The 24,659-nt window shown below is 69.7% G+C and carries 24 protein-coding genes; 16 read left to right on the top strand and 8 right to left on the bottom strand.

Features of this window, described 5'->3' with window-relative positions:
- Nucleotides 1-203 precede the first annotated feature (203 nt).
- Nucleotides 204-1,790: an acyl-CoA mutase large subunit family protein gene (locus tag ACZ67T_RS30525; protein WP_469988211.1), complete on the bottom strand. Its 1,587-nt coding sequence runs from the start codon at nt 1,788-1,790 to the stop codon at nt 204-206.
- 121 nt (nt 1,791-1,911) lie between these two features.
- Between ACZ67T_RS30525 and ACZ67T_RS30530 the strand changes: the two genes are divergently transcribed.
- Entirely contained in the window at nt 1,912-2,598 is a 687-nt protein-coding gene (locus ACZ67T_RS30530) for a TetR/AcrR family transcriptional regulator (protein WP_469988212.1), read from the top strand.
- Between the two features lie 89 nt (nt 2,599-2,687).
- Nucleotides 2,688-4,040 (top strand): alpha/beta hydrolase family protein, encoded by a 1,353-nt coding sequence (locus ACZ67T_RS30535; protein ID WP_469988213.1) that lies wholly within the window; start codon nt 2,688-2,690, stop codon nt 4,038-4,040.
- Nucleotides 4,041-4,324: 284 nt separating this feature from the next.
- On the opposite strand, the gene ACZ67T_RS30540 is transcribed toward ACZ67T_RS30535, so the two are convergent.
- Nucleotides 4,325-4,705: a DUF6083 domain-containing protein gene (locus ACZ67T_RS30540; protein ID WP_469988214.1), complete on the bottom strand. Its 381-nt coding sequence runs from the start codon at nt 4,703-4,705 to the stop codon at nt 4,325-4,327.
- Nucleotides 4,706-5,059: 354 nt separating this feature from the next.
- Between ACZ67T_RS30540 and ACZ67T_RS30545 the strand changes: the two genes are divergently transcribed.
- On the top strand, nt 5,060-5,317 hold the full coding sequence (locus ACZ67T_RS30545) for a hypothetical protein (protein WP_469988215.1): 258 nt from the start codon (nt 5,060-5,062) through the stop codon (nt 5,315-5,317).
- A gap of 13 nt (nt 5,318-5,330) precedes the next feature.
- Here ACZ67T_RS30545 and ACZ67T_RS30550 read toward each other — a convergent pair whose 3' ends face one another.
- Complete coding sequence (locus tag ACZ67T_RS30550; RefSeq protein ID WP_469988216.1) at nt 5,331-6,350, bottom strand: HAD-IIA family hydrolase; 1,020 nt, start codon at nt 6,348-6,350, stop codon at nt 5,331-5,333.
- Between ACZ67T_RS30550 and ACZ67T_RS30555 the strand changes: the two genes are divergently transcribed.
- Both ACZ67T_RS30555 and ACZ67T_RS30560 read left to right on the top strand, forming a co-directional pair.
- Complete coding sequence (locus tag ACZ67T_RS30555; protein WP_469988217.1) at nt 6,312-7,553, top strand: 4-hydroxybenzoate 3-monooxygenase; 1,242 nt, start codon at nt 6,312-6,314, stop codon at nt 7,551-7,553. The two genes, ACZ67T_RS30550 and ACZ67T_RS30555, sit on opposite strands and share 39 nt — an antisense overlap.
- A 475-nt stretch (nt 7,554-8,028) precedes the next feature.
- On the top strand, nt 8,029-9,021 hold the full coding sequence (locus ACZ67T_RS30560) for a phosphotriesterase family protein (protein ID WP_469988218.1): 993 nt from the start codon (nt 8,029-8,031) through the stop codon (nt 9,019-9,021).
- 79 nt (nt 9,022-9,100) lie between these two features.
- Here ACZ67T_RS30560 and ACZ67T_RS30565 read toward each other — a convergent pair whose 3' ends face one another.
- Nucleotides 9,101-9,658 carry a DinB family protein gene (locus ACZ67T_RS30565; RefSeq protein ID WP_469988219.1) on the bottom strand — a complete coding sequence of 186 codons (558 nt, stop codon included), beginning with the start codon at nt 9,656-9,658 and terminating at the stop codon, nt 9,101-9,103.
- 241 nt (nt 9,659-9,899) lie between these two features.
- On the bottom strand, nt 9,900-13,274 hold the full coding sequence (locus tag ACZ67T_RS30570; RefSeq protein WP_469988220.1) for a pyruvate carboxylase: 3,375 nt from the start codon (nt 13,272-13,274) through the stop codon (nt 9,900-9,902).
- A gap of 218 nt (nt 13,275-13,492) precedes the next feature.
- Between ACZ67T_RS30570 and ACZ67T_RS30575 the strand changes: the two genes are divergently transcribed.
- The 3 genes from ACZ67T_RS30575 to ACZ67T_RS30585 all read left to right on the top strand — a co-directional run bounded on the left by ACZ67T_RS30575 (nt 13,493) and on the right by ACZ67T_RS30585 (nt 14,658).
- The gene (locus tag ACZ67T_RS30575) at nt 13,493-13,618 is read left to right on the top strand and encodes a hypothetical protein (protein WP_469988221.1); all 126 of its coding nucleotides are present in this window, start codon (nt 13,493-13,495) and stop codon (nt 13,616-13,618) included.
- Nucleotides 13,619-13,908: 290 nt separating this feature from the next.
- Nucleotides 13,909-14,286: a hypothetical protein gene (locus ACZ67T_RS30580; RefSeq protein ID WP_469988222.1), complete on the top strand. Its 378-nt coding sequence runs from the start codon at nt 13,909-13,911 to the stop codon at nt 14,284-14,286.
- A gap of 153 nt (nt 14,287-14,439) precedes the next feature.
- Complete coding sequence (locus ACZ67T_RS30585) at nt 14,440-14,658, top strand: hypothetical protein (RefSeq protein ID WP_469988223.1); 219 nt, start codon at nt 14,440-14,442, stop codon at nt 14,656-14,658.
- Between the two features lie 19 nt (nt 14,659-14,677).
- On the opposite strand, the gene ACZ67T_RS30590 is transcribed toward ACZ67T_RS30585, so the two are convergent.
- The 3 genes from ACZ67T_RS30590 to ACZ67T_RS30600 form a co-directional block, all read right to left on the bottom strand.
- A complete protein-coding gene (locus tag ACZ67T_RS30590; protein ID WP_469988224.1) occupies nt 14,678-15,358 on the bottom strand; it encodes a hypothetical protein in 681 nt (226 codons plus the stop codon).
- Between the two features lie 68 nt (nt 15,359-15,426).
- Nucleotides 15,427-16,638 carry an MFS transporter gene (locus ACZ67T_RS30595; RefSeq protein ID WP_469988225.1) on the bottom strand — a complete coding sequence of 404 codons (1,212 nt, stop codon included), beginning with the start codon at nt 16,636-16,638 and terminating at the stop codon, nt 15,427-15,429.
- A 315-nt stretch (nt 16,639-16,953) separates the two neighbouring features.
- Entirely contained in the window at nt 16,954-17,271 is a 318-nt protein-coding gene (locus tag ACZ67T_RS30600; RefSeq protein ID WP_469988226.1) for a metal-sensitive transcriptional regulator, read from the bottom strand.
- A gap of 190 nt (nt 17,272-17,461) precedes the next feature.
- Between ACZ67T_RS30600 and ACZ67T_RS30605 the strand changes: the two genes are divergently transcribed.
- The 8 genes from ACZ67T_RS30605 (at nt 17,462) to ACZ67T_RS30640 (ending at nt 24,647) form a co-directional block, all read left to right on the top strand.
- A complete protein-coding gene (locus ACZ67T_RS30605) occupies nt 17,462-18,832 on the top strand; it encodes a rhodanese-like domain-containing protein (RefSeq protein WP_469988227.1) in 1,371 nt (456 codons plus the stop codon).
- A gap of 346 nt (nt 18,833-19,178) precedes the next feature.
- Nucleotides 19,179-19,922, top strand: a complete 744-nt coding sequence (locus ACZ67T_RS30610) for a sulfite exporter TauE/SafE family protein (RefSeq protein WP_469988370.1) — start codon at nt 19,179-19,181, stop codon at nt 19,920-19,922.
- Nucleotides 19,923-19,966: 44 nt separating this feature from the next.
- Complete coding sequence (locus tag ACZ67T_RS30615; RefSeq protein WP_469988228.1) at nt 19,967-20,536, top strand: rhodanese-like domain-containing protein; 570 nt, start codon at nt 19,967-19,969, stop codon at nt 20,534-20,536.
- A gap of 165 nt (nt 20,537-20,701) precedes the next feature.
- The gene (locus tag ACZ67T_RS30620) at nt 20,702-21,109 is read left to right on the top strand and encodes a YciI family protein (RefSeq protein ID WP_469988371.1); all 408 of its coding nucleotides are present in this window, start codon (nt 20,702-20,704) and stop codon (nt 21,107-21,109) included.
- Nucleotides 21,110-21,117: 8 nt separating this feature from the next.
- Nucleotides 21,118-22,281 (top strand): RNA polymerase sigma factor, encoded by a 1,164-nt coding sequence (locus ACZ67T_RS30625; RefSeq protein ID WP_469988372.1) that lies wholly within the window; start codon nt 21,118-21,120, stop codon nt 22,279-22,281.
- A 229-nt stretch (nt 22,282-22,510) separates the two neighbouring features.
- Nucleotides 22,511-23,725: a cation:proton antiporter gene (locus ACZ67T_RS30630; protein ID WP_469988229.1), complete on the top strand. Its 1,215-nt coding sequence runs from the start codon at nt 22,511-22,513 to the stop codon at nt 23,723-23,725.
- 120 nt (nt 23,726-23,845) lie between these two features.
- Nucleotides 23,846-24,286 (top strand): DUF6325 family protein, encoded by a 441-nt coding sequence (locus ACZ67T_RS30635; protein ID WP_469988230.1) that lies wholly within the window; start codon nt 23,846-23,848, stop codon nt 24,284-24,286.
- Between the two features lie 34 nt (nt 24,287-24,320).
- A complete protein-coding gene (locus ACZ67T_RS30640) occupies nt 24,321-24,647 on the top strand; it encodes an SHOCT domain-containing protein (protein ID WP_469988231.1) in 327 nt (108 codons plus the stop codon).
- Nucleotides 24,648-24,659: the final 12 nt, after the last annotated feature.

The following is a 24,659-nucleotide window of genomic DNA, read 5'->3' on the forward strand; positions in this document are numbered from 1 at the left end:
GCTTCTCCACCGCGCGCGCGGAGCCGGCGTGTGTGGCCTCTTCGATCCGGCGCTGCAGGTCCGCGAGCTTTCCCGCGGTCGTGTGGATGTCGATGTCGTTCACTGATTGCTCCACCGGCTCACTGGTCATCGGAAGGATCGGAAGTATCGGACGGATCTCAAGGATCGGACGGATCGAAGGGAAGCGAAGGGAAGGGCGAGGATCAGAACGTGTCGTGCGGGACGTGAACGCCCCACACGTCGCGCAGGGCGTGGGAGACCTCGCCGACGGTGGCGCGCAGGCGCAGTGCCTCGCGCATCGGGGGCAGGACGTTGTCGGTGCCGCGCGCCGCGTCGCGCAGCGCTTCGAGAGCTCGCTCGACGGCTTCGTTGTCGCGTTCCTTGCGCAGGGCCGCGAGGCGTTCGCACTGGTCGACCTCGATCTGGGGGTCGACCCGCAGCGGCTCGTACGGCTCTTCCTCGTCGAGGGCGTACTTGTTGACGCCGACCACGGTGCGTTCCTGGTGGTCGATCTCCAGCGCGATCCGGTACGCGGACTTCTCGATCTCGGACTTCTGGAAGCCCTGCTCGATCGCCGCCACCGCGCCGCCGCGGTCCTCGACGGCCTGGATCAGCTCGAGGGCCGCCGCCTCGACGTCGTCCGTCATCGACTCCATGACGTAGGACCCGGCGAACGGGTCGACGGTCTTGGTCACGTCGGTCTCGTAGGCGATGACCTGCTGTGTGCGCAGGGCGAGCCGCGCTGCCTTCTGCGTGGGAAGGGCGATGGCCTCGTCGTAGGAGTTGGTGTGCAGTGACTGCGTTCCGCCGAGGACCGCGCCGAGGCCCTGAAGGGCGACCCGTACGAGGTTGACCTCGGGCTGCTGCGCGGTCAGCTGGACCCCGGCTGTCTGGGTGTGGAAGCGCAGCATCTGCGACTTGGGGTTCTTGGCGTTGAACTCGTCGCGCATGATGCGGGCCCAGATGCGGCGGGCGGCGCGGAACTTGGCGATCTCTTCGAGCAGCGTCGTCCGGGCGACGAAGAAGAACGAAAGGCGCGGTGCGAAATCGTCGACGTCGAGGCCGGCGGCGAGCGCGGCGCGCACGTACTCCTTCGCGTTGGCGAGGGTGAAGGCGATCTCCTGCGCGGGCGTGGCCCCGGCCTCGGCCATGTGGTAGCCCGAGATGGAGATCGTGTTCCAGCGGGGCAGTTCCTTGTGGCAGTACGCGAAGATGTCGCTGATCAGCCGCAGGGACTGCTTCGGCGGGAAGATGTACGTGCCCCGGGCGATGTACTCCTTGAGCACGTCGTTCTGGATGGTGCCGGTCAGCTGGTCACCGGAGATGCCCTGCTCGGCCGCGACGAGCTGGTAGAGCAGGAGCAGTGTCGAGCCGGGGGCGTTGATCGTCATCGATGTGGACACCTTGTCCAGGGGCAGGCCCTGGAACAGTGTGCGCATGTCCTCGATCGAGTCGATCGCCACGCCGACCTTGCCCACCTCGCCGCGGGCGATCGACTCGTCCGAGTCGTAGCCCATCTGCGTCGGGAGGTCGAAGGCGACGCTCAGGCCGCCCGTTCCGGCGCCGACCAGCTCGTGGTAGCGCTCGTTGGACTCCTTCGCCGTGCCGAATCCGGCGTACTGCCGCATCGTCCACGGCCGGCCGGTGTACATCGACGGATACACGCCGCGCGTGTACGGGAACTTTCCCGGGGCGCCGAGCTTGGCGTCCGCGTCGAAATCCGTCAGCGACCAACCGTCGTAGAGCGGCTGGATGGGCAGACCGGACTCGCTCTGTGCCTCGGAACCCACGTCGGACCTCCTGTGGTACTCGATGTCATATCAACGGTACTCAGTACCGTTGACTCCGGCAAGTGGCTTCCGAGCACCGAGACAGGGAAGGATGGGCGGTCATGAGTGAGGATGGATGGTCATGAGTAAGCCAGCCGCGCGGATCCGACTCGCGGACGCCGCCTTCGCGCTCTTCGACGAGCGCGGATACGAGCAGACCACCGTCGACGAGATCGCCGAGCGGGCCGGAGTGGGCCGCACGACGTTCTTCCGGCACTACCGGTCGAAGGAAGACGTGATCTTCCCCGACCATGACCGGCTGCTCGCGCTGATCAAGGACAGGCTGGCCACCTCCAGCCACAGCACCGGCCTGATCGCCGTCTCCGACGCGGTCCGCCTGGTGCTGCTGCACTACCTCGACGAGGGCGACCTCGCGCGGCGGCGGTACACGCTGACCAGCAAGGTGGCGGTGCTGCGGGACCGGGAGATCGCCAGTGTGGCCAGGTATCAGCGGCTGTTCCGCGAGTTCATCGCGGACTGGATGGGTGACCCCACCGAGTCGGCGTCACTGCGCGCCGAACTCATGGCGGCCTCCGTTGTCGCAGCCCACAACCACGTACTGCGCCGCTGGCTCCGGGGCGAGACCTCCGACCCGGTGGCGGAGATGGACGAGGCCATGCGCGAAGTGCTCGCCCTCTTCCCCGCACCCTCCGGCACCGGCGAATCCGGCCACGGCGGCACCACCCTCGTGGCCTTCCGGACCGGACAGGACCTCGATGCGCTGTTGCCCTCGCTGAAGCGTCTCGTCGAGGGTGGCGCGGCGCACTGAACGCGTGCGTCGCGTGGGGGATTTCCCCCAACTGGATGGTCCGGCCTGCCGGATGGTGACGTGGGTGGGTGTTCGGTGAGGCTTGCGCCATGGACTCCAACGCCGACACCAAGGCCGAGATCAGCGCCGACACCAAGGCCGGCATCAGCGCCGACACCAAGGCCGGCATCAGCGCCGACCGCAACACCGATATCGACGCCGGCACGACGAGCAGGCGCCGCGTACTGGCCGCCGCGTCCGTGCTCGCCCTCGGCTGGGCGGCAACGGGCGGACCTGGCGTGACGGCGACCGTGACGGCAGCGGCCCGTACGCCCCGCACGGCACGGATGAAGCTGCCCGCGCCGACCGGGCCGTACGGCGTGGGGAGCGTGGCGCTGCGGTTGATGGACCGGGAACGTGCGGATCCGTGGGTTCCCGGTCGCAGGCGTGAGCTGATGGTCGATGTGCGGTACCCGGCCCGCTCCGTCGCCGCGTACCCGCGCGTGCCGCAGATGACGAAGGGCGAGGCGGCCGGCTTCGACCGCGTGAACAACTTCGGCGACCTGCCGAAGGGCCGTGTCGACTGGAGCGCGACACAGACCTTCGCCCACCTCGGCGCGCCGCCGGACCGGCGCGGCCCGCGGCCGGTGGTGCTGTACTCGCCGGGAGTGGGTGACCCGCGCACCCTGGGTACGACCCTGACGGACGAACTGGCGTCGCACGGGTACGTCGTAGTGGCGATCGACCACACCTACGACGCGTCGGCGGTGGAGTTCCCCGGTGGGCGGGTCGAAACCACCCTGCTTCCGCAGGAGTTCGAACGGGCGCTGAAAGAGGGGCCCGAGGCGGTCGTCGCTCTGATGAAGAAGACGAGCGCGGTCCGGGTGGCCGACACGCGGTTCGTACTGGACGAGGTGGAGCGGGCGTTCTCCACCGGCCGGCTGGAGCGCGCGCCCGTCGGCATGTTCGGGCAGTCGGCGGGCGGCTTCGCGGCGCTGCAGACGATGCACGACGACGGGCGCATCGCGGCGGCGGCGAATCTCGACGGGGTGATCGCCTATGTATCGGACGACCATGCCGAGGGAGAGCTGTCCCCGGTGGCCCGCGACGGGTTGGACGGGCCGTTCCTCCTGATGGGCATGGACGGCAACGATCGTACGAACGTGCCGTCGTGGCGCGCGCTGTGGGCGCACAGCGACCGCTGGCATCGGGACTTGGTGCTGCGCGGCGCGCAGCATGCGACGTACACCGATGCCATGTCGCTGATTCCGCAGATCGCACGGCAGTTGGGGCTGCCGAAGGAGACGGTCACCGGGTTGGTGGGGACAGTGCCGGCTGCGCGGGCGATCGCCGCGCAGCGGGCATATGTGACCGCGTTCTTCGACCGCTGGCTCCGCGGGCGCACCGGCGGCCACTTCCTGGACGGCCCCTCGTCAAGGTATCCAGAGGTGCGGTTCGTCTAGCCGCCCGGGGCCTCAGGTCCCGTCGACCACGCAGACCGTGAGGTGCTCCCGGAAGGAGGATGTGGCTCGCTCGACGTGGCTTGCTCGACGGGGCGGTCGACGTACTTCGGGAGGTCGTAGAAGTCCCTGGGCGGGCCGCTCTCGACGATCAGAAGCCTCTTCGGGCTGCGGCCCGGCCGTGCAGATCCGTGGATGTCCACGGCGAACCAGCGTCGCTGCCACCGAGGCACTAGTGTCGCCGCTCACGCCGAGCCCGGCGTCCTCGTCCCTGACCGTCAGGAAGGTCAGCCCACGTCGGGCAGTTGGTCGTCTCCGGAAGGTGGCTCGGGCTCCTGGCGCCGCGCCATTCGTTCGTTCTCGTCCCGCAGTGTCGTCAGCCACGGCCACAGATCGGGCAGTGTCTGCCCGGTGCAGGCCAGCCGATGCTCGATCCGGCACCGCTGCGTCCCGTCGACGGGACACACCCCGTACACGGTGACCCGGCCGTCGGACAGTTCGATCCACCTATGCTCAGCCGGCACCAGATGCGCCGGCACCCGCATCCCGGGCTCCAAGAGAACCCAGTCATGCTCGAGCGTGGCCACCCGATCCTGTGCCAGCCCGCAATACACACACCGGAACTGCCCGACACCGATCCGCGCGACCCCCCTGCCAGTACCCCTCATACTGCGAGCGTGCGGTCCAAAGCGTCCCAACACACGTACGACTTAGGACGGGAGACGTGCGCCCGTTGAGATGTCACGTAACACGTGAGTCGACAACTACCACGCCAGGCCGCTCGCACCCCACGTGAGATGGCCGGACAGGCGCCGTAGACATCCAACGTCACATGGGCGATCGCGAGGCCCGACAGCGGTACGGACGGCGCACACGGCACCGGCTCGGACGGACAGCACACCGGCGCCCCGACCGCGACCTCGTCACCGTCGACCTCGTCCTCTCCCAAGCCGCAGGACGCGTACACGCTCGTCTTCAAGGACAATCCCTTTACCCTCCGGGCACCGCGCTTCCTCACGCCCATGGGCACGAGCACAGGCACCACGCCCGAGGCATGCAGTACGGGAGTGGACACCGACGCGCTCCCGGCCGCGATCCCCGGCGACGACCTGGACGCGGGGAAGACCCTGACCCAGGGCATGGTGTTGTGCACCGTCACCAGCGACGACAACCTGGCGATGCTGCGCATCACCGACGTCGTGCCCGACACCAAGCAAGGCCTGTCCAGCGGCATGCCTGACTACGTCACCACGCTGACTCTTTGGAAGAGCAACAAGTAGGGCCTGCTGCGGCTCAACGCGAGTCCGAGGCAAGGCGTTCGAGGAGGTCGGGGAGCGCGGCGAAGGAGTCGATGACGTGGTCGGGTGTGCCGCCGGCCGATCGGTGGGCCTCCGGAGAGTACTTCCCGGTCCTGACGAGGACGCCGGTGATGCCGCCGCGCTGGGCGGCGAGCACGTCGGACTCGATGTCGTCGCCCACCATGAGCGTCGCGGAGGGATCGGCACCCAGGTGGGCGAGCGCGGCGGCGAAGAACGCCGCGGACGGTTTGCCGGTGATCTTCGCCTCGACCCGGGAAGCCCGCTCGAGGCCGAGGAGGAAGGCGCCCGTGTCGAGGTCGAGCCCGTCGGCTGTGCGCCAGTAGAGGTTCCGGTGCATGGCTACGAGGTGTGCTCCGCGCTGCAGATGGTGGAAGACGCGGTTGAGGGCCGTGTAGTCGAACTCGTCGCCCGCGCCCCCGACCACGATGACGTCGACGTCGACGTCCGACTCCGGGCCCGCGTGTTCCTCCGGCTCACCGACCAGCGTCACGCCCGTCAGGTCGTCATGGATGTCACCGGAGTTGAGGAGCAGACAGCGTGCGCCCGGGTGGTGCTCCCGAAGGTAGGAGGCCGTGACGGCAGGAGCTGTGAGGATGTCGTCGGACGTGACGAGGAACCCCGCCTCCCCGAGGCGTGCGCAGATCGAGGCGCGGGTACGCGAGGTCGTGTTGGTGACCAGCGCGAGGGGGAGTCCCGCGGCGCGCAGCCGCTCCATGGCCTCGACGGCACCGGGGAGAGGCTCCCAGGACACCGTGAGCACGCCGTCGATGTCGATGAGGACTGCGCGGATCGCGCTGGTTCGCTCTCGCTCCATAGGACGACGGTAGTCGCCGCCGAGCCGAATCCTCGGAGCAGGCCGTCCGAGTCGCGCGCTGCTCCCGGTCAAAAGGAAGCGAGGAATCCGCGCAGCCCCACCGGTGTGACCGGGCTTCGACCCGTGCAGAATAATGCCCGCGTGAACTCTCTTCAGCGTCTCAATGCCCCTGCTCCACAACGTGTTTCGGTAGTCGTGGTGGGCGCCGGCCCCGCCGGGCTGACCGTCGGGAACATCCTGAGACGCGCCGGGGTCGACTGCGTGGTTCTCGAGACCGAGACGCGGGAGTTCATCGAGCAGCGGCCGCGCGCCGGGGTCATCGAGGAGTGGGCGGTTCGCGCCCTGGAGCAGCGAGGCCTCGGCGAGAACCTGCTGAAGAAGGCGCAGCGCCACACCGCGTGCGAATTCCGGTTCGACGGCCGCCAACACCGCTTCGATTACGGCGAGGTGGCGGGACGTCACCACTTCGTGTACCCGCAGCCCTTGCTCGTCACGGATCTGGTGCGTGAGTACGCCGATGTACGGGGCGGCGACATCAGGTTCGGCGTCCACGACGTGCAGGTGCACGACGTCGACACCGACCGGCCATCGGTGTCGTACACCTGCCCCCGGTCCGGTCAACGGCAAGTGCTCCATTGCGACTTCGTCGCGGGGTGTGACGGTGCGCGTGGCGTGTCGCGGCGCACACTGCTCGACGACCGGTTCCGGGTCGCGCGGCACGACTACGGAATAGGCTGGCTGTCCCTGCTGGCCGAGGCGCCGCCTTCCTCCGACTGCGTGCTCTTCGGGATCCATGAGGACGGATTCGCCGGACAGATGCCTCGCAGTCCCGAGGTGACCCGCTACTACCTCCAGTGCCCGCCCGGCGACGACCCGGCGGACTGGTCCCACGAGCGCGTCTGGGCCGAACTGCGCCGACGGCTCGCCGCTGAGGGAGCCCCGGAGCTGGTCGAGGGGCGGCTGATCGAGAAGCGGATGCTCGACATGCACGACTACGTCGTCGAGCCGATGGCGTCCGGGCGGCTGTTCCTGGCCGGCGACGCGGCCCACCTCGTGGCGCCGATCGCGGCGAAGGGCATGAACCTCGCCCTGCACGACGCCTTCCTCCTCGGCGACGCGCTGGTCGCGCACCTCACGCAGGAAACGAGCAGCGACAGCGCCGGTCGCGACGGCGGTCTGCAGGGCTATTCGGAGGCCTGCCTGCGTCGCGTATGGGACTACCAGGAGTTCTCACAGTGGCTGTCCGACGTCTATCACGGGTCGGCTGCGGGGGAGCCGTTCCGGACGGGCACCACGCTCGCCCGGTTGCGACGCCTGTTCACCTCGCCGGTCGCGGCAGCCGCCTTCGCCGAGCAGTACCTCGGCACGGCCGAGCGCTACTGACCAGCATGCGGCGGGACGGCTGCGCCTGAGTACGCGTACGCGGCTGATCAGGTCACTTGGCTCTGATGCGGCCGTGGCTTCGTTCCCCACCATTCGCCGCGTACGAGGGGCACACTCGTCGGCACCCTGCGCATCGAGGTCAAGGGTGCCGACGAGAGCGCGTGCATTGTGACGACATGTCAGGCCGCCCGGAACGTCCTCAGCGGCCGACGGTAGTCGACCCGCGCGCTGGAAGGCCGAGGGCCGCGAATCCGAGGCAGTGCCGGAGGGCGGGGCCGCTCTTCGGCGGCCCGTGCGCACCCCCTTGACCCCCTACCGACTGGACGGTATGTGTAGGGCACCGTTACGGCAATCAGGAGCTGATGGGGCTCTGCAAGGAACGTACGACCGCCTGCACGTACCCCCGTGCGATCCGGGTGCTCCAGCAGCTGCCCAAGGGACCCACCGGGACGATTCTCAAGAAGGAGCTGCGCTGATGGCCATGGTGGAGACCGTCCGAGGGCCGGTGGACACGGGCGCGCTGGAGCGCACCTACATGCATGAGCACATCTTCGTGCTGAGCCCGGACGTGCAGCAGAACTACCCGGGGGAGTGGGGCGACGAGGGCGCCCGGATCGCCGACGCCGTGGACAAGCTCGGCGCGCTGCGCGCCCAGGGTGTCCGTACCATCGTCGACCCGACGGTGATCGGCCTGGGCCGCTACATTCCACGGATCCAGCGCATCGCCGAGCAGCTTCCCGACCTCAACATCGTTGTGGCGACGGGCTGTTATACGTACGAAGAGGTGCCGTTCTTCTTCCATCACCGCGGTCCCGCGTTGAACGAGGCCGCGGGAACGGACGTGCCGGACCCGATGGTGGACATGTTCGTCGGCGACATCGAGGACGGCATCGCCGGCACCGGCGTCAAGGCCGGCCTGCTCAAGTGCGCCATCGACCAGCAGGGCCTCACACCAGGTGTGGAGCGGGTGATGCGTGCGGTGGCCAAGGCACACCTGCGCACCGGCACCCCCATCACCGTGCACACCCACCCGGGGGCGCACACGGGTTCGGAGGTCAAGCGCGTGCTGTGCGACGAGGAGGGCGTGGACCCGAGCCGGGTCGTGCTCGGGCACAGCGGCGACACCACCGACGTGGACCACCTGAGCGAACTGGCCGAAGCCGGGTTCGTGCTCGGGATGGACCGGTTCGGGATCAACCTCGAGACCACCTTCGAGGCGCGGGCCGAGACGGTGGTGGAGATGTGCCGACGGGGGTACGCCGACCGGATGGTGCTCTCGCAGGACGCCTCCTGCTACATCGACTGGATCGACCCCGCCGTCATGCCGCTGCTCCCGCAGTGGCACTACCTGCACATCGCGGACGAGGTGCTGCCCTACCTCGAACGGCGAGGGGTCACCGAGGAGCAGATCGACACCATGCTCGTCGACGTCCCCCGCCGCTACTTCGAGGCCGGCGCGAAGGGCTAGGTCCTCTCGTTTGGATCATGTCGGTCCCGCGGGGCCTGGTCCGGCCTGATCCAAACGAAAGGCCCTGGCGCGCAGCCGGTCAGCCCATCGTCTTGGCCCCGTCGATGGACTCGCGGATGATGTCGGCGTGGCCGCAGTGCTGAGCGGTCTCGGCGACGATGTGCATCAGCACTTGGCGGACCGACCACCGCCCGCCCGGCTCGAACCACGGGGCCTCCGGCAGCGGCCACGTGACATCCAGGTCGGGCAGAGCGGCGACCACATCGTCGGTCCGACGGGCCTCCTCCGCGTAGGCCGCCAGCACGCCGTCCAGGGTCTCACCGGGCAGCATCCGGAACCCTTCCTCCCGGCGGGCCCAGTCGGCCTCGGTCATGGCCATGAAGTCGACCGTGGTGGAAGGGCCGTTGAGGATGAAGTCCACCCAGGTCCGCTCGACCTCGGTGACGTGCTTGATGAGACCGCCCACGCACAGCGCGCTCGCGGTGGTCTGCTTCCCGGCCTGCTCGTCGGTGAGGTCACGGGCGGTGAAGCGCAGGAAGTTCCGCTGCTTGTCCAGCGCCGCCAGCCACTCGGCACGCTCGCCCGTGACGGCCGGGGCCTCTGCCTGGTCCTGGGTGTCCAGCTCGTTGACAGCCATGGTCACGCCTCCACATGTTTCTGCTCCGTCGGACAACAACCACGCTATGACCCATGTAGGTCAGTTGTTGTCCTAGACACCCGCGCCGGTGCGCGAATCGCCCGGCCCGAGGACGCGAAAGCCCCGGGCAGCCGCGGTGCGACCGGCCCGGGGCCTGCGCCTCGAGACATCCAGGGGGTGGAACCGCCCCGGCATTCCTCGGCGACGCACAGGTCAGGGATCAGGCGTGGGACGTCACGCGTCAGGCGAGTTCGACCAGGAGGTCGCCGCCCTCCACCTGCTGGATCGCGTTGATGGCGAGCCGGGACACCCTGCCACCCTTCGGGGCGGTGATGGAGGCCTCCATCTTCATCGCCTCGATCGTGGCCACCGTTGCACCGGCCTCCACGGTGTCGCCCTCGGCCACCGACAGCGTGACCACACCCGCGAACGGCGCCGCGACGTGGTTCGAGTTGGACTTGTCCGCCTTCTCTGTCACCGGGACATCGGACGCCACGGAGTGGTCCCGTACCTGGATCGGTCGCAGTTGACCGTTCAGAGTGGCCATCACGGTGCGTACACCGCGCTCGTCCGCCTCGCCGATGGCCTCCAGCTCGATGAGCAGCCGGACGCCGGGTTCCAGGTCCACGGAGTACTCGCGCCCGGGGCTGATGCCGTAGAAGAAGTCCTTGCTGGCCAGCACGCTGGTGTCGCCGAACGCCTGCCGGTGGCTCTCGAAGTCCTTGGTCGGCCCGGGGAACAGCAGTTGGTTCAGCGTCGACCGCCGGTCCTTCGCGAGACCGGCGCGCTCCTCGGCGGACAGTTCGCGCATCGGCTCGGGTCCGGCGCGGCCCTGCAGCGCCTTGGTGCGGAACGGCTCAGGCCACCCGCCGGGCGGCATGCCCAGCTCGCCGTGCAGGAATCCGATGACCGAGGCCGGAAGGTCGAACGAGTCCGGCGCGGCCTCGAAGTCCTTCGGCGACACCCCGGCCCCCACCAGGTGCAGGGCGAGGTCACCGACGACCTTGGACGAGGGCGTGACCTTGACCAGGTGGCCCAGGATCCGGTCGGCGGCGGCGTACATCGCCTCGATGTCCTCGAACCGGTCGCCGAGTCCGAGCGCGATGGCTTGCGTCCGGAGATTGGAGAGCTGGCCGCCCGGGATCTCGTGGTGGTAGACGCGACCGGTCGGGGAGGACAGGCCCGCCTCGAACGGCGCGTAGATCTTGCGCACGCTCTCCCAGTACGGCTCCAGATCGCACACGGCCTGCAGATCGAGGCCCGTCGGCCGTTCCGAGTGATTGGTGGCGGCGACGATCGCCGAAAGGGACGGCTGCGAGGTGGTGCCCGCCATCGACGCCACCGCTCCGTCCACCGCGTCCGCGCCCGCCTGGATCGCCGCGAGATAGGTGGCCAGCTGACCGCCCGCGGTGTCATGCGTGTGGATGTGTACGGGCAGATCGAACTCCCTGCGCAGCGCGGAGACCAGCTTCGCCGCCGCCGGCGCGCGCAGCAGCCCCGCCATGTCCTTGACCGCGAGCACATGGGCGCCCGCGTCCACGATCTGCTCCGCGAGACGCAGGTAGTAGTCGAGGGTGTAGAGCTTTTCCGACGGGTCGGACAGATCGGAGGTGTAGCACAGGGCGACCTCCGCGACCGCCGAGCCGGTCTCACGCACCGCGTCGATGGCGGGCCGCATCTGACCCACGTCGTTCAGGGCGTCGAAGATCCGGAAGATGTCGATGCCGGTCGCCGCCGCCTCTTCCACGAAGGCATGGGTCACCTCCGTGGGGTACGGCGTGTAGCCGACCGTGTTACGGCCGCGCAGCAGCATCTGCAGACAGATGTTGGGCACGGCCGCGCGCAGTTCGGCGAGCCGGTCCCACGGATCCTCGGCGAGGAAGCGCAGCGCGACGTCGTAGGTCGCGCCGCCCCAGCACTCCAGCGACAGCAGCTGCGGCACCGTCTTCGCCACGGCCGGTGCAGCGGCGAGCAGGTCCTTGGTGCGGACCCGGGTGGCGAGCAGCGACTGATGCGCGTCCCGGAACGTGGTGTCGGTGACACCGATGGTGGGCGAGGCGCGCAGCCAGCGGGCGAAGCCCTCCGGGCCGAGCTCGGTCAGCTTCTGCTTGGAGCCCGCGGGCGGTGCGCCTTCGGGCAGCCGCGGCAGCTTGGTCGCCGCATCGATCAGCGGGGGCCGCTCGCCGTGCGGCTTGTTGACCGTGACGTCGGCGAGGTAGGTGAGCAACTTCGAGCCGCGGTCGGCCGAGTGACGTGCAGTCAGCAGATGCGGTCGCTTCTCGATGAACGAGGTGGTGACGCGTCCGGCGGCGAAGTCGGGATCGTCGAGAACGGCCTGGAGGAAGGGGATGTTCGTCGACACACCGCGGATACGGAACTCGGCGACGGCACGCCGGGCCCGGCCGACCGCCGTCTCGAAGTCCCGTCCCCGGCAGGTCAGTTTGACCAGCATCGAGTCGAAGTGGGCGCTGATCTCCGTACCGGCATGGGTGGTGCCGCCGTCCAGCCGGATGCCCGAGCCGCCCGGGGAACGGTAGGCGCTGATCTTGCCGGTGTCGGGGCGGAAGCCGTTGGCCGGGTCCTCGGTGGTGATCCTGCACTGCAGCGCGGCGCCGTGGAGGCGGACGGTGTCCTGGGACAGGCCGAGGTCGTCCAGCGTCTCGCCGGCGGCGATCCGCAGCTGCGCCTGGACGAGGTCCACATCGGTGACCTCCTCGGTCACCGTGTGCTCGACCTGGATCCGCGGGTTCATCTCGATGAAGACGTGCTGTCCGGCGGGGTCGAGGAGGAATTCCACGGTGCCCGCGTTGCGGTAGCCGATCTGCCGGGCGAACTTCACGGCGTCGGCGCAGATCCGCTCGCGCACCTCGGGATCGAGATTCGGCGCGGGCGCCAGCTCGATCACCTTCTGGTGGCGTCGCTGCAAGGAGCAGTCGCGCTCGAAGAGATGGATGACCCGGCCCTCGCCGTCGGCGAGGATCTGCACCTCGATGTGCCGGGGCTCGACGACGGCCTTCTCCAGGAAGACGGTCGGGTCGCCGAACGCCGACTCGGCCTCACGGGACGCCGCCTCGATCGACTCGCGCAGCGTCGCCGCGTCCTCGACGCGCCGCATGCCGCGTCCACCGCCCCCGGCCACGGCCTTCACGAAGAGTGGGAAACCGAGATCCTCGGCCGCCCGGACCAGTTCGTCGACGTCGGTGGAGGGCTGCGAGGATCCGAGGACCGGAACGCCGGCCGCGCGGGCCGCGGCCACGGCACGCGCCTTGTTCCCGGTCAGTTCCAGCGTCTGTGCGCTCGGGCCGACGAACGTGATGCCGGAACGCTCACACGCGAGGGCGAGTTCGGGGTTCTCGGACAGGAAGCCGTACCCGGGATAGATGGCGTCGGCGCCCGCCTTGCGCGCCGCACGGATGATCTCCTCGACGGAGAGATAGGCCCGCACGGGGTGCCCGGCCTCGCCGATCTCGTAGGCTTCGTCCGCCTTCATCCGGTGCAGGGAGTTGCGGTCCTCGTGAGGGAACACCGCGACGGTTCGAGCCCCTAGCTCAAAGCCGGCGCGGAACGCCCGGATCGCGATCTCTCCGCGGTTGGCGACGAGCACCTTACGGAACATGCGCATGTCCTTCCGTCGCCCGGAATGGGCGAACTGTCGGGTTGCGGGGCGTCACGCTCCCGGATCATGCCACCTCTGCAGTCGAGACATCCAGGTGCACTACGTCACATGCCGCAGCGCCGGGTGACGCTGCCGCGACCGGTTTGCCCACCCGATTGCCGACGTAGTGCCGGCACGTGCCGCCGCCCCGGGTCGCGCTCCGGACGGGACGGCTCCGAATGTCGCCGCGAGAGCCCCAACTCGCCATGTCCGGCACGATGCTGGTGGACGTGTGGAATCTCCGTCACACCGCACTTCCGGGGATGCGGGCACTCGCCGTCCGCCGCATCGTGAACGGCAAGTGAGCCCTTCGCGTAAAGGCATCACGAAGAGCGCACGTAATGGGCACACTGATGTGAGGTGTTCGACGGCGAAATGGATCGCGCGCTCGCACATTTAGGCAAGTTGCCGATCACCTGGCCATATTTGGGATATTCCGAGGGCGGTGTAACGCGACGGCGGTTGTGTGACGCAGAGTTGTACGGGCCCGCGCGACCCCTAGGGTGCGTGGTGCGGCAGATGAAAGCCCTGAGAGATCCAGAGGCGATTTCGCCCCTGCCTCGGCCTGTAAAGCGACGCGTCAGATTGGATTCCCGTGAGCAATACCGACCCGATGGCCGGACAGCACCACCCGTACGACCCGTACCAGCAACCCCAGCAGCCTCCGCAGCCTCCGCAGCGACCTGAGCGGCGCGAGGGCGGTGCTCGACGGGCGGGGCTGGTCATCCACACCATCGCTGACATTGCCGCGGTGTTCCTGGGTCTGTGGATTCTGCTCTACCTGCTCGAGGCCAACCAGGACAACGTCTTCGTCGAGTTCGTGCACGGAATGGCCGACTGGCTGGCCTGGTGGTCACAGGATGTTTTCACCATGGACACAGAAGGCCTTCGCGTTCTCCTCAATTACGGTCTGCCGGCAGTGATTTACCTGCTGGTCGGGCATGGGATCGCCGCACGGCTCAACCGCGTGTGACCGCGCTCGAGTTCGCAATTCCGGTCGGCTGAGTCACCTGTCGGCCCATAGGGGCCCGGCACTCATACCTGGCCCCGCCGCCTCGTTCGGCACCGAAACCCTCGGACGCCCGACGGACCATGAGTACGACAGATACCGAGAAGGACCAGCCCTGTGAATCACAACTCAACCGGAAACGATCATCTGCCGGTCTACGAGAGCCTGGTACGTGAACGCGGTGACGTCGTGGCGGAGGCCCGCCTGGTGGCCGAAGAGGCGCGGTACCAGATGGCCTATGCGCTCAACGGCCACGGCGGAGCCCGGCCGACGCCCGGTCCGGCCGAACACCCCCCTGGGCCGAACGGGCGCGCCGGTGGTGCGCAGGGCGTGTGAGTGCCGGCACGCTCCTGACTCAGTTCACGAACTCCCTGTCGCCGTAGCGCACTTGCGCAGCGTGCCAGTCGACACCGAGCTTGGCCGAGAACTCCCGGGCCAGTGGCAGGTCGGCGAGCGGGGCGATGAGGATGAGCCGGCCGTCGACGGTGACCGAGCCGCCGCCGAGCTTGTCGCGGGCCACCGGGTCCGCGACGAGCTCGTAATGCAGCCGGCTCGCGCTGACGCCGGGCGCCTCGATTTCGAGCGCGTCGGTCTCCGGTGATGTCCGCGGCAGACAGCGGAAGGTGAGCACGGACTCCTGGCGGTAGGTCTTGGCGATGACGCCGGCGATGTGGTTGAGGCCGGCACGGCCGACCCCGTCGATGCCGAACTCGCGTGAGCGCTCGTACGTGGCCTGCTTGAGATCGCCGGACCAGAAGACCCCCTCCAAGAGCCTCGAGGCAACGGGCGTGGCCCCGTTCGCGCGGATGATGCCGCGCACTTCGTGGCCGAAGCGTGTCAGGCGGGTGTCGAGCCTGGGGTCGTCCGGGTCCGTGATGACGGCGGTGTTGTCGGTGGCGAAGAGCTCCGCCGTCGGGCAGTCGGCCGCGGCGGAGGACGCGGCCGGCGAGCTTCCGGCGCCCGCAAGTCCCAGTGCCAGAGCGGCGAGAGCCGCCGCCGTGAGGCGCAGCTGCCGCCGCGCGATGGTGATCTTCATGGGTTGATCAACGACGAGGGCCGGGCTTCGTTGCGTCAGCTCCGCCCGTTCGTGCCGGGTCGCATTCTCTACGGGGCAGAGTGTGCGTGCTCACGTGTCGTACGACGTAGCCGCCGGACCAGGTAGACACCCGCGGTCGAGACCAGGACCGCCATGACCGCGATGAACACCAGCCCGGCACCTTCCAGGCCGATCGGGCCGGTCAGTAGTCCGACACCGATGACCGGTAGGGAGATGCCCGCGTACGCCACCACGAACAGCGTCGAGATCACCGACGCGCGATGGTCCGGGGGAGACGCCTCGGCCACCGCGGCGAGCGCCCCGCGAAACGCCAGCCCCTGCCCCGTGCCGCCGACGAGCGCGCTGAGCACCACCAGGAACAGCAGGTCCCACCGCAGCGCGCCCGCGAGCAGCGCCAGACCCGCGAGGAGCCCGGCGCAGCCCAGCGGCAGGGATCGGGCCATCCCGACCCGCGTGACCGCCAGTTGCCCCGCGGTCGAGGCGAAGAAGGCGAGCGCGACGACCAGACCGCTCACGGCGTGGTTGTCCACGTCGAGGGACTCGGAGAGGAACGCCGGACTGACCGAGGTGAATACCCCGAACAACGCGAAACCCACGAACGAGGCGATGGCAGCGGGCCCGAACACCGGCCGTACCTGCGCCGGCAGGCTGGGCCGTTGCGGCCGTACGGTGCTCAGCGGCCGCCGCTCCGCCACGGTCTCCGGCAGCCACAACAGGACGGCCGCCGAGCCGGCCACCAGCGCGAGGTGTACGGCGAAGGGCAGGTACAGCGGCCAGTCGGCGTACTGGGCGAGCAATCCGGCGAGCAGCGGACCGCACCCCAGCCCGCCCATGTTGGCGGCGGTCGCCACGAACGTGGCCCGGGGGCCACCGCCGCGCGGCGCCAACTCGATCACGTACACGGTGGCGGCCCCGGTGAACAGCCCGGCGGCAAATCCAGAGAGCAGCCGACCGGCATACAGCCAGCCCAGCCCGGTGGCACAGAGGAAGCAGACGGCGCTGGCCGCCGCGAACGCAAGGCCCCACAGCAGCACGGGCCGCCGGCCCACGGCGTCCGAGGCGTTGCCCGCCAGCAGCAGCACTCCGATGACCCCGAAGGCATACACGGCATACACGACGGTCACTGTCAGCTCGGAGAAGCCGAACTTGTCCTGGTAGAGGCCGTAGAGCGGTGTCGGCAGGGTGGTGCCGGCCATGCACACGGCAAACACCGCGCCGGCGAGAGAACACTTGCGCCATGCTCGGCGATCACCGTCCATGGCGTCGACAGTAGTTCCGCCTGCCCGCCCGGTACCGGTACGGCGTGGTCGACGCGCCGCCGCCACGTCTGGCCGTCGCCGTCCGTGTCAGCGGCGATGACGCGCGGCGCGGGGCCGGTCCCGATGTCCTTGCCGAGGAACCGCAGCGCGGCCGGCGGCTCGGTCCGCAGCCGCCGGTGGGCATGCGGCGCCTGGCCGTTCAGGATCCGCTTGACGACGACGGTGCGGGAGACCGCTCGGTGAGCAGACATCCCTGCCGTCCACGGATCGAGCACCGCTGCATCGAGGGCCTCCCGCTCCCGGGCGGGAGGTGAGTCAGGCCAGCGTGAGGAAGAGCTTTTCGAGCTCTGCCTCGTTCATCGTGGGGGTGCCGCCGTCCTCGGTGGCGGTCAGGCACTCGCGCATGCGGCTCGCGAGGATTTTGAAGCCGGCGCGGTCCAGCGCGCGGCTGACCGCTGCGAGCTGCGTGACGACGTCCCGGCAGTCGCGGCCTTCCTCGACCATCGTGATGACTCCTGCCAGCTGCCCCTGAGCGCGCCGCAGGCGGTTGAGCACCGCGCGGGCGGAGGCTTCGTCTTCGGTGGTGGTGTCCGCAGTGCCTTTGGCGGCCGGGTTCGGCACGGTCGGGGTCATCGGTGGGGCTCCTTGGTGAGTTGGACGAGCGCGTGGTCCAGTCTGCCCGCTGCCTCGTTCGCGGCCGGTCACGGTGTCTGTACCCGAGTCCGGATGAACGGGGCGAATCTCCTCCGAGTATACCCCCGGGGGTAATCTGTTACGGTGAAATTAATACCCGGGGGGGTATCCATGAGGAAGTGGGACGCACGTGTTCTTCGTCGACACCATCGAGATCGAGGGTCTGGGCAACCGGCACTACCTGGCCGGGGGTGCCCGGGCCGCCGTGGCAGTGGACCCGCCGCGTGACATCGACCAGGTGATCGCGGCGGCAGCGCGCCGCGGCGTGCGCATCACACACGTGGTGGAGACGCACATCCACAACGACTACGTGACGGGAGGCCTGGCACTGGCCCGGGTCACCGGCGCCTCCTACCTGGTGCCGGCCGCCGCGCACGTCTCCTTCGCCCGCGTCCCCGTCCACGACGGCGACGTGATCGAGATCGACCAGGAACTGTCGGTGCGGGCCATGGCGACCCCCGGTCACACTCCGCACCACACCGCATACGTCCTGGAGGAAGCCGGAGCACCGGTCGCCGCGTTCACCGGCGGCTCCCTGCTGATGGGCACCGTGGGCCGCCCCGACCTGGTCGAACCCCGCCTCACGGAGAGCCTGGCCCGCGCTCAGCACGCCTCCGCGCACCGCCTCGCCGCCGAGCTGCCCGATGACACGTCGATCCTGCCGACCCACGGCTTCGGCAGCTTCTGTTCCTCCGGACAGGCCGAGGGCGACGCGAGCACCCTCGGCCGCGAGAAGGCCGTGAACGCCGCCCTGGTCCAGGACGTCGACTCCTTCGTCGCCGGTCTGCTGGCCGGCCTGGAGGACGCCCCCGCCTATTACGCGCACATGGGCCCGGCCAACTCCGCCGGCCCGGACCCCGTCGACCTGACCGCCCCCCGGCACGCGGACGCCGAGGAGATCGGCGCGCGGCTCGCAGCAGGTGAGTGGGTGGTGGACCTGCGTAACCGCGTCGCGTTCGCCCAGGGTCATGTCGCGGGCTCGTTCAACTTCGAGGCCGACGGCAAGATCGCCACGTATCTCGCGTGGATGATCCCCTGGGGCAAGCCGGTCACCCTGCTCGCCGAAACGCCCCAGCAGCTCGCCGACGCCCAGCGCGAACTGGTCCGCGTCGGGATCGACCACCCCGCAGCCGCCGCCACCGGCAGTCCGTCCGACTGGCTGCGCCCCGGTCGGGTTCCTGCCTCGTTCCGACGGGCGGCCTTCGCCGACCTGGCCGCCGAGCTCTCCCGGGCAGAGGTGCCGCCGGTGGTCCTGGATGTGCGCCGCGACTCCGAGCGCGCCGGCGGGTACGTCGAGGGATCGGTCCACATTCCCGTACACGCTCTGCACCAGCGGATCGACGAAGTGCCTGCCGGGCAGGTGTGGGTGCACTGCGCCGGCGGCATGCGGGCCGGGATCGCGGCCTCGCTGCTGGACGCGGCCGGGCGGGACGTGGTCGCCGTCGACGACGGCTTCGACCACGCGGCAGAGGCCGGTCTGACTGTCCGCTCCGCTGCCTGAGCCCCCTGATCGACACCGAGAGGAGTCCCAGCCCCGCCATGCCCGTTTTCCGTCCCGGTCCCGGTCCCGGTCCCGCTTCCGATTCCGGCTCCGATACAGGTCCCCGTCACGCCCCCGGCGCGCGGCATCTGCCGCTCTCCCGGCTCGAGGCCGGAGCGCGGGTGCCGAGCACGCAGGCCGCAGCACGCTCGGTACAGATCTGCCGCTCCGGGCGGCGGCCTCGGCATACTGCCCGTCCGCTGCTTGAACAGGGTTCGTACGCGGACGACGTCATCGGCGGTACGCAGGCATGGGCCCACCATGGACTGCCCGTCCAGGATGTCGACGGTGCCGCAGGAACCGTCATCTGAGCGTGCTCATCCTTGCCCTGGTGGCAGGCGCGGCGATCGGCCTGGCGCTGGGCGGGCTCGGCGGGGGCGGCAGCGTTCTGGCCGTGCCCGCACTGATATACCTGCTCGGCTTCACCCCCGTTGCCGCCACCACCGCGAGCCTGATCATCGTCACCGTGACATCGATCAGTTCGCTGGTCGCTCACGCCCGGGACGGCAACGTTCGCTGGCGGTCCGGTCTGCTATTCGCCGCCGCGGGCATCGGTCCCGCCATGCTCGGCGGCCTCGCGGCAGGCCATGTCCCCGCCTCCGTACTGACCATCGCCTTCTCGGTGATCGCCGCGCTCGCCGCCTGGCGGATGCTCGGTCCGAGCCGTCCCGTACAGGACGGACCGGTGCGGCCGCTCAGCGCCGCAGGGTCCGGAGCCGGGCTCGGCGCCGTCACCGGCGTGCTCGGCGTCGGCGGGGGGTTTCTCGCCGTACCCGCCCTCGTCGGCGTCCTCGGCCTGCGGATGAAGGCCGCCGTCGGCACCAGCCTCCTGGTCATCGTCGTCAACTCGCTCGCCGCACTGGCCACCCGCACCGGCACCGGCGACGCCCTCGACTGGGCGGTCATCGCCCCCTTCACCGCAGCCGCGGTCCTCGGCGCCTGGGACGGCAAACGCCTCGCCGCGAAGATCTCCGGCAACCGTCTGCAGCACGTCTTCGCCTACGTCCTGCTGGCCGTGGCCGCCTTCATGCTCCTCGACAGCATCATCTGACCCGCCCCAGCCCCAGCCCCAGCACAACAGAAGGACAGAAACCCATGAACACGACCCTCGCCACCAGTGCCGTCCGTGAACGCCTGCACACCCTGGTCGTCATCGACGTGCGCACCCCCGGCGAATACGCGGGCGGACACCTGCCCGGCGCCCACAACATCCCCCTCGACGACCTCGAGCGCGCGCTGCCCGCCCTCCGTGAGGCAGCCGACCGCAGCGACCTGCTCGTGGTCTGTGCCTCAGGCACCCGCTCGCAGAACGCGACCGTCACCCTGTCCCGTAACGGCATCCCCGCCGCCGGCCTCGAAGGCGGAACCGCCGCCTGGGCCTCCGCGGGCGGGGACCTGTACCGGACGGCATCCACCTCTGCACCCAAGTGGGCCATGGACCGCCAAGTCCGCCTGACCGCGGGCTCCGTCGTCCTGCTCGGGCTCCTCCTCGGCCTGGTGATCCACCCCGCCTTCCAGCTGCTCTCCGCAGGCATCGCCGCCGGCCTCGTCTACTCCGCCCTGTCCAATTCCTGTGCCATGGCCACCCTGCTCGGAAAACTTCCCTACAACCGCACGGACCGCACCGACCTGAACAGCACCCTCGCCGCCCTGCGGCACAGCTGACCCAGGCCACGTGCGATGAGCCCCGTGGGCACCGGCGACGTCGTTCACCAGCCTCATCCACGAGGCCCCAAGAAATGTGCACGGCGATGTCGAGAACCCGTGGTTGGCTCCGTCCCTGAGGTGAAAGCGACCACAATGGGTCGCACCAGCACCGAGGAGAGCACGATGGCCAAGTACCTGCTGCTGAAGCACTACCGGGGCGCTCCGGCTTCGGTCAACGACGTCCCCATGGCGCAGTGGACGCCCGAGGAGATCTCGGCACACGTGCAGTACATGCAGGACTTCGCGGACCGGATCGAGAAGACCGGCGAGTTCGTCGACGGCCAGGCGCTCGCCGCCGAAGGGGCGTGGGTCCGCTACGACGGCGAGGGGCGCCCGCCAGTCACCGACGGACCGTTCGCCGAGACCAAGGACCTCATTGCCGGCTGGATGGTGATCGACGTCGACACCTACGAGCGCGCCGTCGAGCTGGCCGGCGAGCTGTCGGCCGCCCCTGGCGCGGGCGGGAAGCCGATCCACGAATGGCTCGAAGTGCGCCCGTTCCTGTCCGCGGAACACTGCATCACGGAGTGACCGTACCGATGAACGAGGCGCTGCTCCGGAGCCTCACACCGAGCGTGCTCGGGATCCTCGTCCGCCGCGGAGCCGACTTCGCGGCGGCCGAGGACGCCGTGCAGGACGCGCTGGTCGAGGCGGTCCGCGCCTGGCCGGCCGACCCTCCGCGGGACGCGAAGGGCTGGCTGGTCACCGTGGCCTGGCGCAAGTTCCTCGACGCCACCCGGTCGGACGCCGCCCGCCGTCGGCGTGAGGACCGCCTCGACGAGGAACCGGCACCCGGACCCGCACCCGCGGCGGACGACACGCTCCAGCTCTACTTCCTGTGCGCCCACCCGTCGCTGACGCCGTCCTCCGCGGTCGCGCTCACCCTGCGCGCCGTCGGCGGGCTCACCACCCGCCAGATCGCCCAGGCCTACCTGGTGCCCGAGGCGACCATGGCGCAGCGCATCAGCCGGGCCAAGCGCACCGTCGCCGACGTGCGGTTCGACCAGCACGGCGACGTCGCCACCGTGCTGCGCGTCCTCTACCTGGTCTTCAACGAGGGCTACTCCGGTGACATAGACCTCGCCGCCGAGGCCATCCGTCTCACCCGGCAGCTCGCGGCCGCGATCGACCACCCCGAGGTGAGGGGGCTGCTGGCCCTCATGCTTCTGCATCACGCCCGCCGCGCCGCACGCACCGCGCCCGACGGCAGTCTGGTGCCGCTCGCCGAGCAGGACCGCGGGCGGTGGGACACCGAGTTGATCGCCGAGGGCGTCGAGATCCTCCAGGCGGCCCTCGCCCGCGACCGCCTGGGCGAGTTCCAGGCCCAGGCCGCCGTCGCGGCACTCCACGCCGACGCGCCCGCCGCCGAGGAGACCGACTGGGTGCAGATCGTGGAGTGGTACGACGAGCTCGCGCGCCTGACCGACAGCCCGGTCGTCCGGCTCAACCGCGCGGTGGCCGTCGGAGAGGCCGACGGACCACGTGCCGGCCTCGCGGCGCTCGCGGAGCTGACCGACTCGCTGCCCCGACACACCGCGGTGGCGGCGTATCTCCACGAGCGTGCCGGCGACCTGGCGACGGCGGCACAGCTGTACGCGGAGGCGGCCGACAAGGCACCCAACCTCGCCGAGCGCGACCATCTGACGCGCCAGGCGGCCCGGCTCAACACGTCTCGGCGGAATCGGCTGGAGGAGAACAGGTAGCGACTCGGGGCGAGTTGGGCACCCCAGGGCTGCCGTGCGCCTCGCGGTCGTCCCGGCGCACAGGAGGCCGGTGCGGAACGGCCTGGTCCCTGCGGGCTGTCACGGGTCGTACCGCCACCTCGGCTCCCTGGCCGCCGCCCTCACCCGCACGGTCCGTTCTCGCATGCGCCGGGCGTCGGTAGCGCCGATGGTCGGAAGAACATGATCCGGTGCGGAACAGGGGGACGGTGTGGGACAGGCGGGAACGCTCATCCTCATCATGGCCGCCGCCGTTCTGGCACCGTTGCTGGCGCACGGCGTCGGCCTGTGGGTCCGTATCCCCGTGGTCATCTTCGAGATCGTGCTGGGGATTCTCATCGGTCCCGACGTACTCGGCTGGGCGCACGAAGGAGAGGTCATCAATGTCCTCTCGGACCTCGGCCTGTCGATGCTCATCTTCCTGGCCGGCTACGAGATCCAGTTCGCCGCCATCCGGGGGGACACCCTGCGCCGTTCCGTCCTGGCCTGGTTGGTCTCCCTGGCTCTGGGGCTGTGTGTGGCACTCGCCCTGACCGGTCTCGACCCCCCGGCGACCGTGATCATCGGCACCGCGCTGACCAGTACGGCGCTGGGCACGGTGTTGCCCATCCTGCGGGACAGCGGGGATCTGGAGGGCCGGTTCGGCACGGTGATGATGGCGTTCGGTGCGGTCGGCGAGTTCGGGCCCATCATCGCGATGGCGGTACTGCTCAGCGGCCGCAGACCCGGGGCGGCAACGGTGGTTCTCGCTCTCTTCGCCGCCATCACCGCGGCCGCCGTCTTCTGGGCCCTGCGCCCGCGCAGGCCGTGGTTCAGCAAGGTCATCCGCACCACTCTGCACACGAGCGCACAGTTCGCTGTCCGATTCGTGATGCTCCTGCTGGTCGCGATGCTGGCGCTGTCGCAGGAGCTCGGCCTCGACGTGCTCCTCGGTGCCTTCGCCGCCGGACTGCTCACCCGTCTCGTGCTCCAGGGCGCGGCACCGGAGAGCAGCGAGGAGATCCTCACGCGAGTGGAGTCGATGGGTTTTGGTTTTCTCGTCCCCATCTTCTTCATCGTCACCGGTATCGAGTTCGACCTCGCGTCGCTCCTCGAAGGCGGTCGCGCGCTGGTGCTGCTGCCTGTCTTCCTCGTCCTCTTCGTGGTCGTACGGGGACTGCCGGCGTACGTTCTCGCGCCGCGGGACCTGTCTGCGCCCAGCCGGCGGGCGCTGACGATCTACTCCTCCACCTGCCTTCCGCTCGTAGTGGCGATCACGGCCATCGGTCTGGACGAGGGCGTCGTGAAGAGGAGCGAGGCGGCGGCCCTGGTCGGCGCGGCGATGATCTCGGTTCTGATCTTCCCGCTGCTCGCCCTGCGGCTGCGGGCACGGGAACGGCACGTCACGCCCCGGCTGCCCCAGTCGCCCGAGACGGAGGCGTGGTGATCACGCCGCGCCGGTCGCCACTTCCACGGGGCCGGCCTCTCTGCGCGGCTCGCGCATCCTAGGTTCGTCGCTTTATGCTCCGTTATGTCCGTAATGCACTTCAGGGAAGGTGACACGCTCGTGCCCAGTGGCCTGAATGCCGACACCGTCGGACCGGTCGACGTCGCCGTGATCGCCTTCGAGGGCAACCGGTTCAACGGTGACGTCGCTCCCGCGCTGCGGGAGCTGCAGAAGAACGGAACCGTACGCATCCTCGACCTGACCTTCGTCCGGAAGGCGGCCGACGGATCCGTCGATGTCGTCGAGCTGGCGGACGAGGAAGTGGCCAAGGGGTTCAAGGAGATCGCCGACGCCCAGTTCGACCTGCTCAGCGACGAAGATCTCCAGACCGTCGCGGACGACCTCCCTCCGGAGTCGTCGGCCATGATTCTGGCCTGGGAGAACACCTGGGCCGCCCGCATGGCGACGGCGGTGCGGGAGTCCCGGGGCGAACTGCTGTATCTCGAACGCATCCCGCGGGGCGCCGTCGTCGAGGCGATCGCCGCGCTCGACTCCGCGTGACACCGAAAGATTCGGAACGAAGGGGAAGATCGGTATGCCTCAGCGATTCGGACGACCGGGCCTTCTGGGCACGATCGCGCGCACCGCGGTGATCTCCGGTACCGCCTCCGCCGTCTCCAACCGTGTGGACCGCCGCATGGGTCAGCGGGACATGCGGCGGCAGGCGGAGGCGCAGGCCCAGCAGCAGGCGTGGGCGGAGCAGTCCGCGCCGCCGCCGCAGCAGCCGGCCGCGCCCCCGGCCGCGCCGCCGGCCGCCGGGGACCGCGTCTCCCAGCTCACCCAGCTCGCCGACCTCAAGGCCCAAGGCGTGCTGACCGACGAGGAGTTCGCCGCGGAGAAGGCGCGGATCCTCAGCTCCTGACCCGGACGGTCA

This window comes from Streptomyces sp. NPDC107517 (assembly GCF_055582645.1).

Bases quoted from the DNA above. Each gene is read 5' to 3' on its own strand.
- ACZ67T_RS30600 (WP_469988226.1), bottom strand. From the start codon at position 17,271: ATGACCCCGACCGTGCCGAACCCGGCCGCCAAAGGCACTGCGGACACC.
- ACZ67T_RS30595 (WP_469988225.1), bottom strand. From the start codon at position 16,638: ATGGACGGTGATCGCCGAGCATGGCGCAAGTGTTCTCTCGCCGGCGCG.
- ACZ67T_RS30590 (WP_469988224.1), bottom strand. From the start codon at position 15,358: ATGAAGATCACCATCGCGCGGCGGCAGCTGCGCCTCACGGCGGCGGCT.
- ACZ67T_RS30575 (WP_469988221.1), top strand. From the start codon at position 13,493: ATGTCGCCGCGAGAGCCCCAACTCGCCATGTCCGGCACGATGCTGGTG.
- ACZ67T_RS30640 (WP_469988231.1), top strand. From the start codon at position 24,321: ATGCCTCAGCGATTCGGACGACCGGGCCTTCTGGGCACGATCGCGCGC.
- ACZ67T_RS30570 (WP_469988220.1), bottom strand. From the start codon at position 13,274: ATGTTCCGTAAGGTGCTCGTCGCCAACCGCGGAGAGATCGCGATCCGG.
- ACZ67T_RS30530 (WP_469988212.1), top strand. From the start codon at position 1,912: ATGAGTAAGCCAGCCGCGCGGATCCGACTCGCGGACGCCGCCTTCGCG.
- ACZ67T_RS30625 (WP_469988372.1), top strand. From the start codon at position 21,118: ATGAACGAGGCGCTGCTCCGGAGCCTCACACCGAGCGTGCTCGGGATC.
- ACZ67T_RS30620 (WP_469988371.1), top strand. From the start codon at position 20,702: ATGGCCAAGTACCTGCTGCTGAAGCACTACCGGGGCGCTCCGGCTTCG.
- ACZ67T_RS30540 (WP_469988214.1), bottom strand. From the start codon at position 4,705: ATGAGGGGTACTGGCAGGGGGGTCGCGCGGATCGGTGTCGGGCAGTTC.
- ACZ67T_RS30560 (WP_469988218.1), top strand. From the start codon at position 8,029: ATGGCCATGGTGGAGACCGTCCGAGGGCCGGTGGACACGGGCGCGCTG.
- ACZ67T_RS30615 (WP_469988228.1), top strand. From the start codon at position 19,967: ATGAACACGACCCTCGCCACCAGTGCCGTCCGTGAACGCCTGCACACC.
- ACZ67T_RS30565 (WP_469988219.1), bottom strand. From the start codon at position 9,658: ATGGCTGTCAACGAGCTGGACACCCAGGACCAGGCAGAGGCCCCGGCC.
- ACZ67T_RS30545 (WP_469988215.1), top strand. From the start codon at position 5,060: ATGGGCACGAGCACAGGCACCACGCCCGAGGCATGCAGTACGGGAGTG.
- ACZ67T_RS30535 (WP_469988213.1), top strand. From the start codon at position 2,688: ATGGACTCCAACGCCGACACCAAGGCCGAGATCAGCGCCGACACCAAG.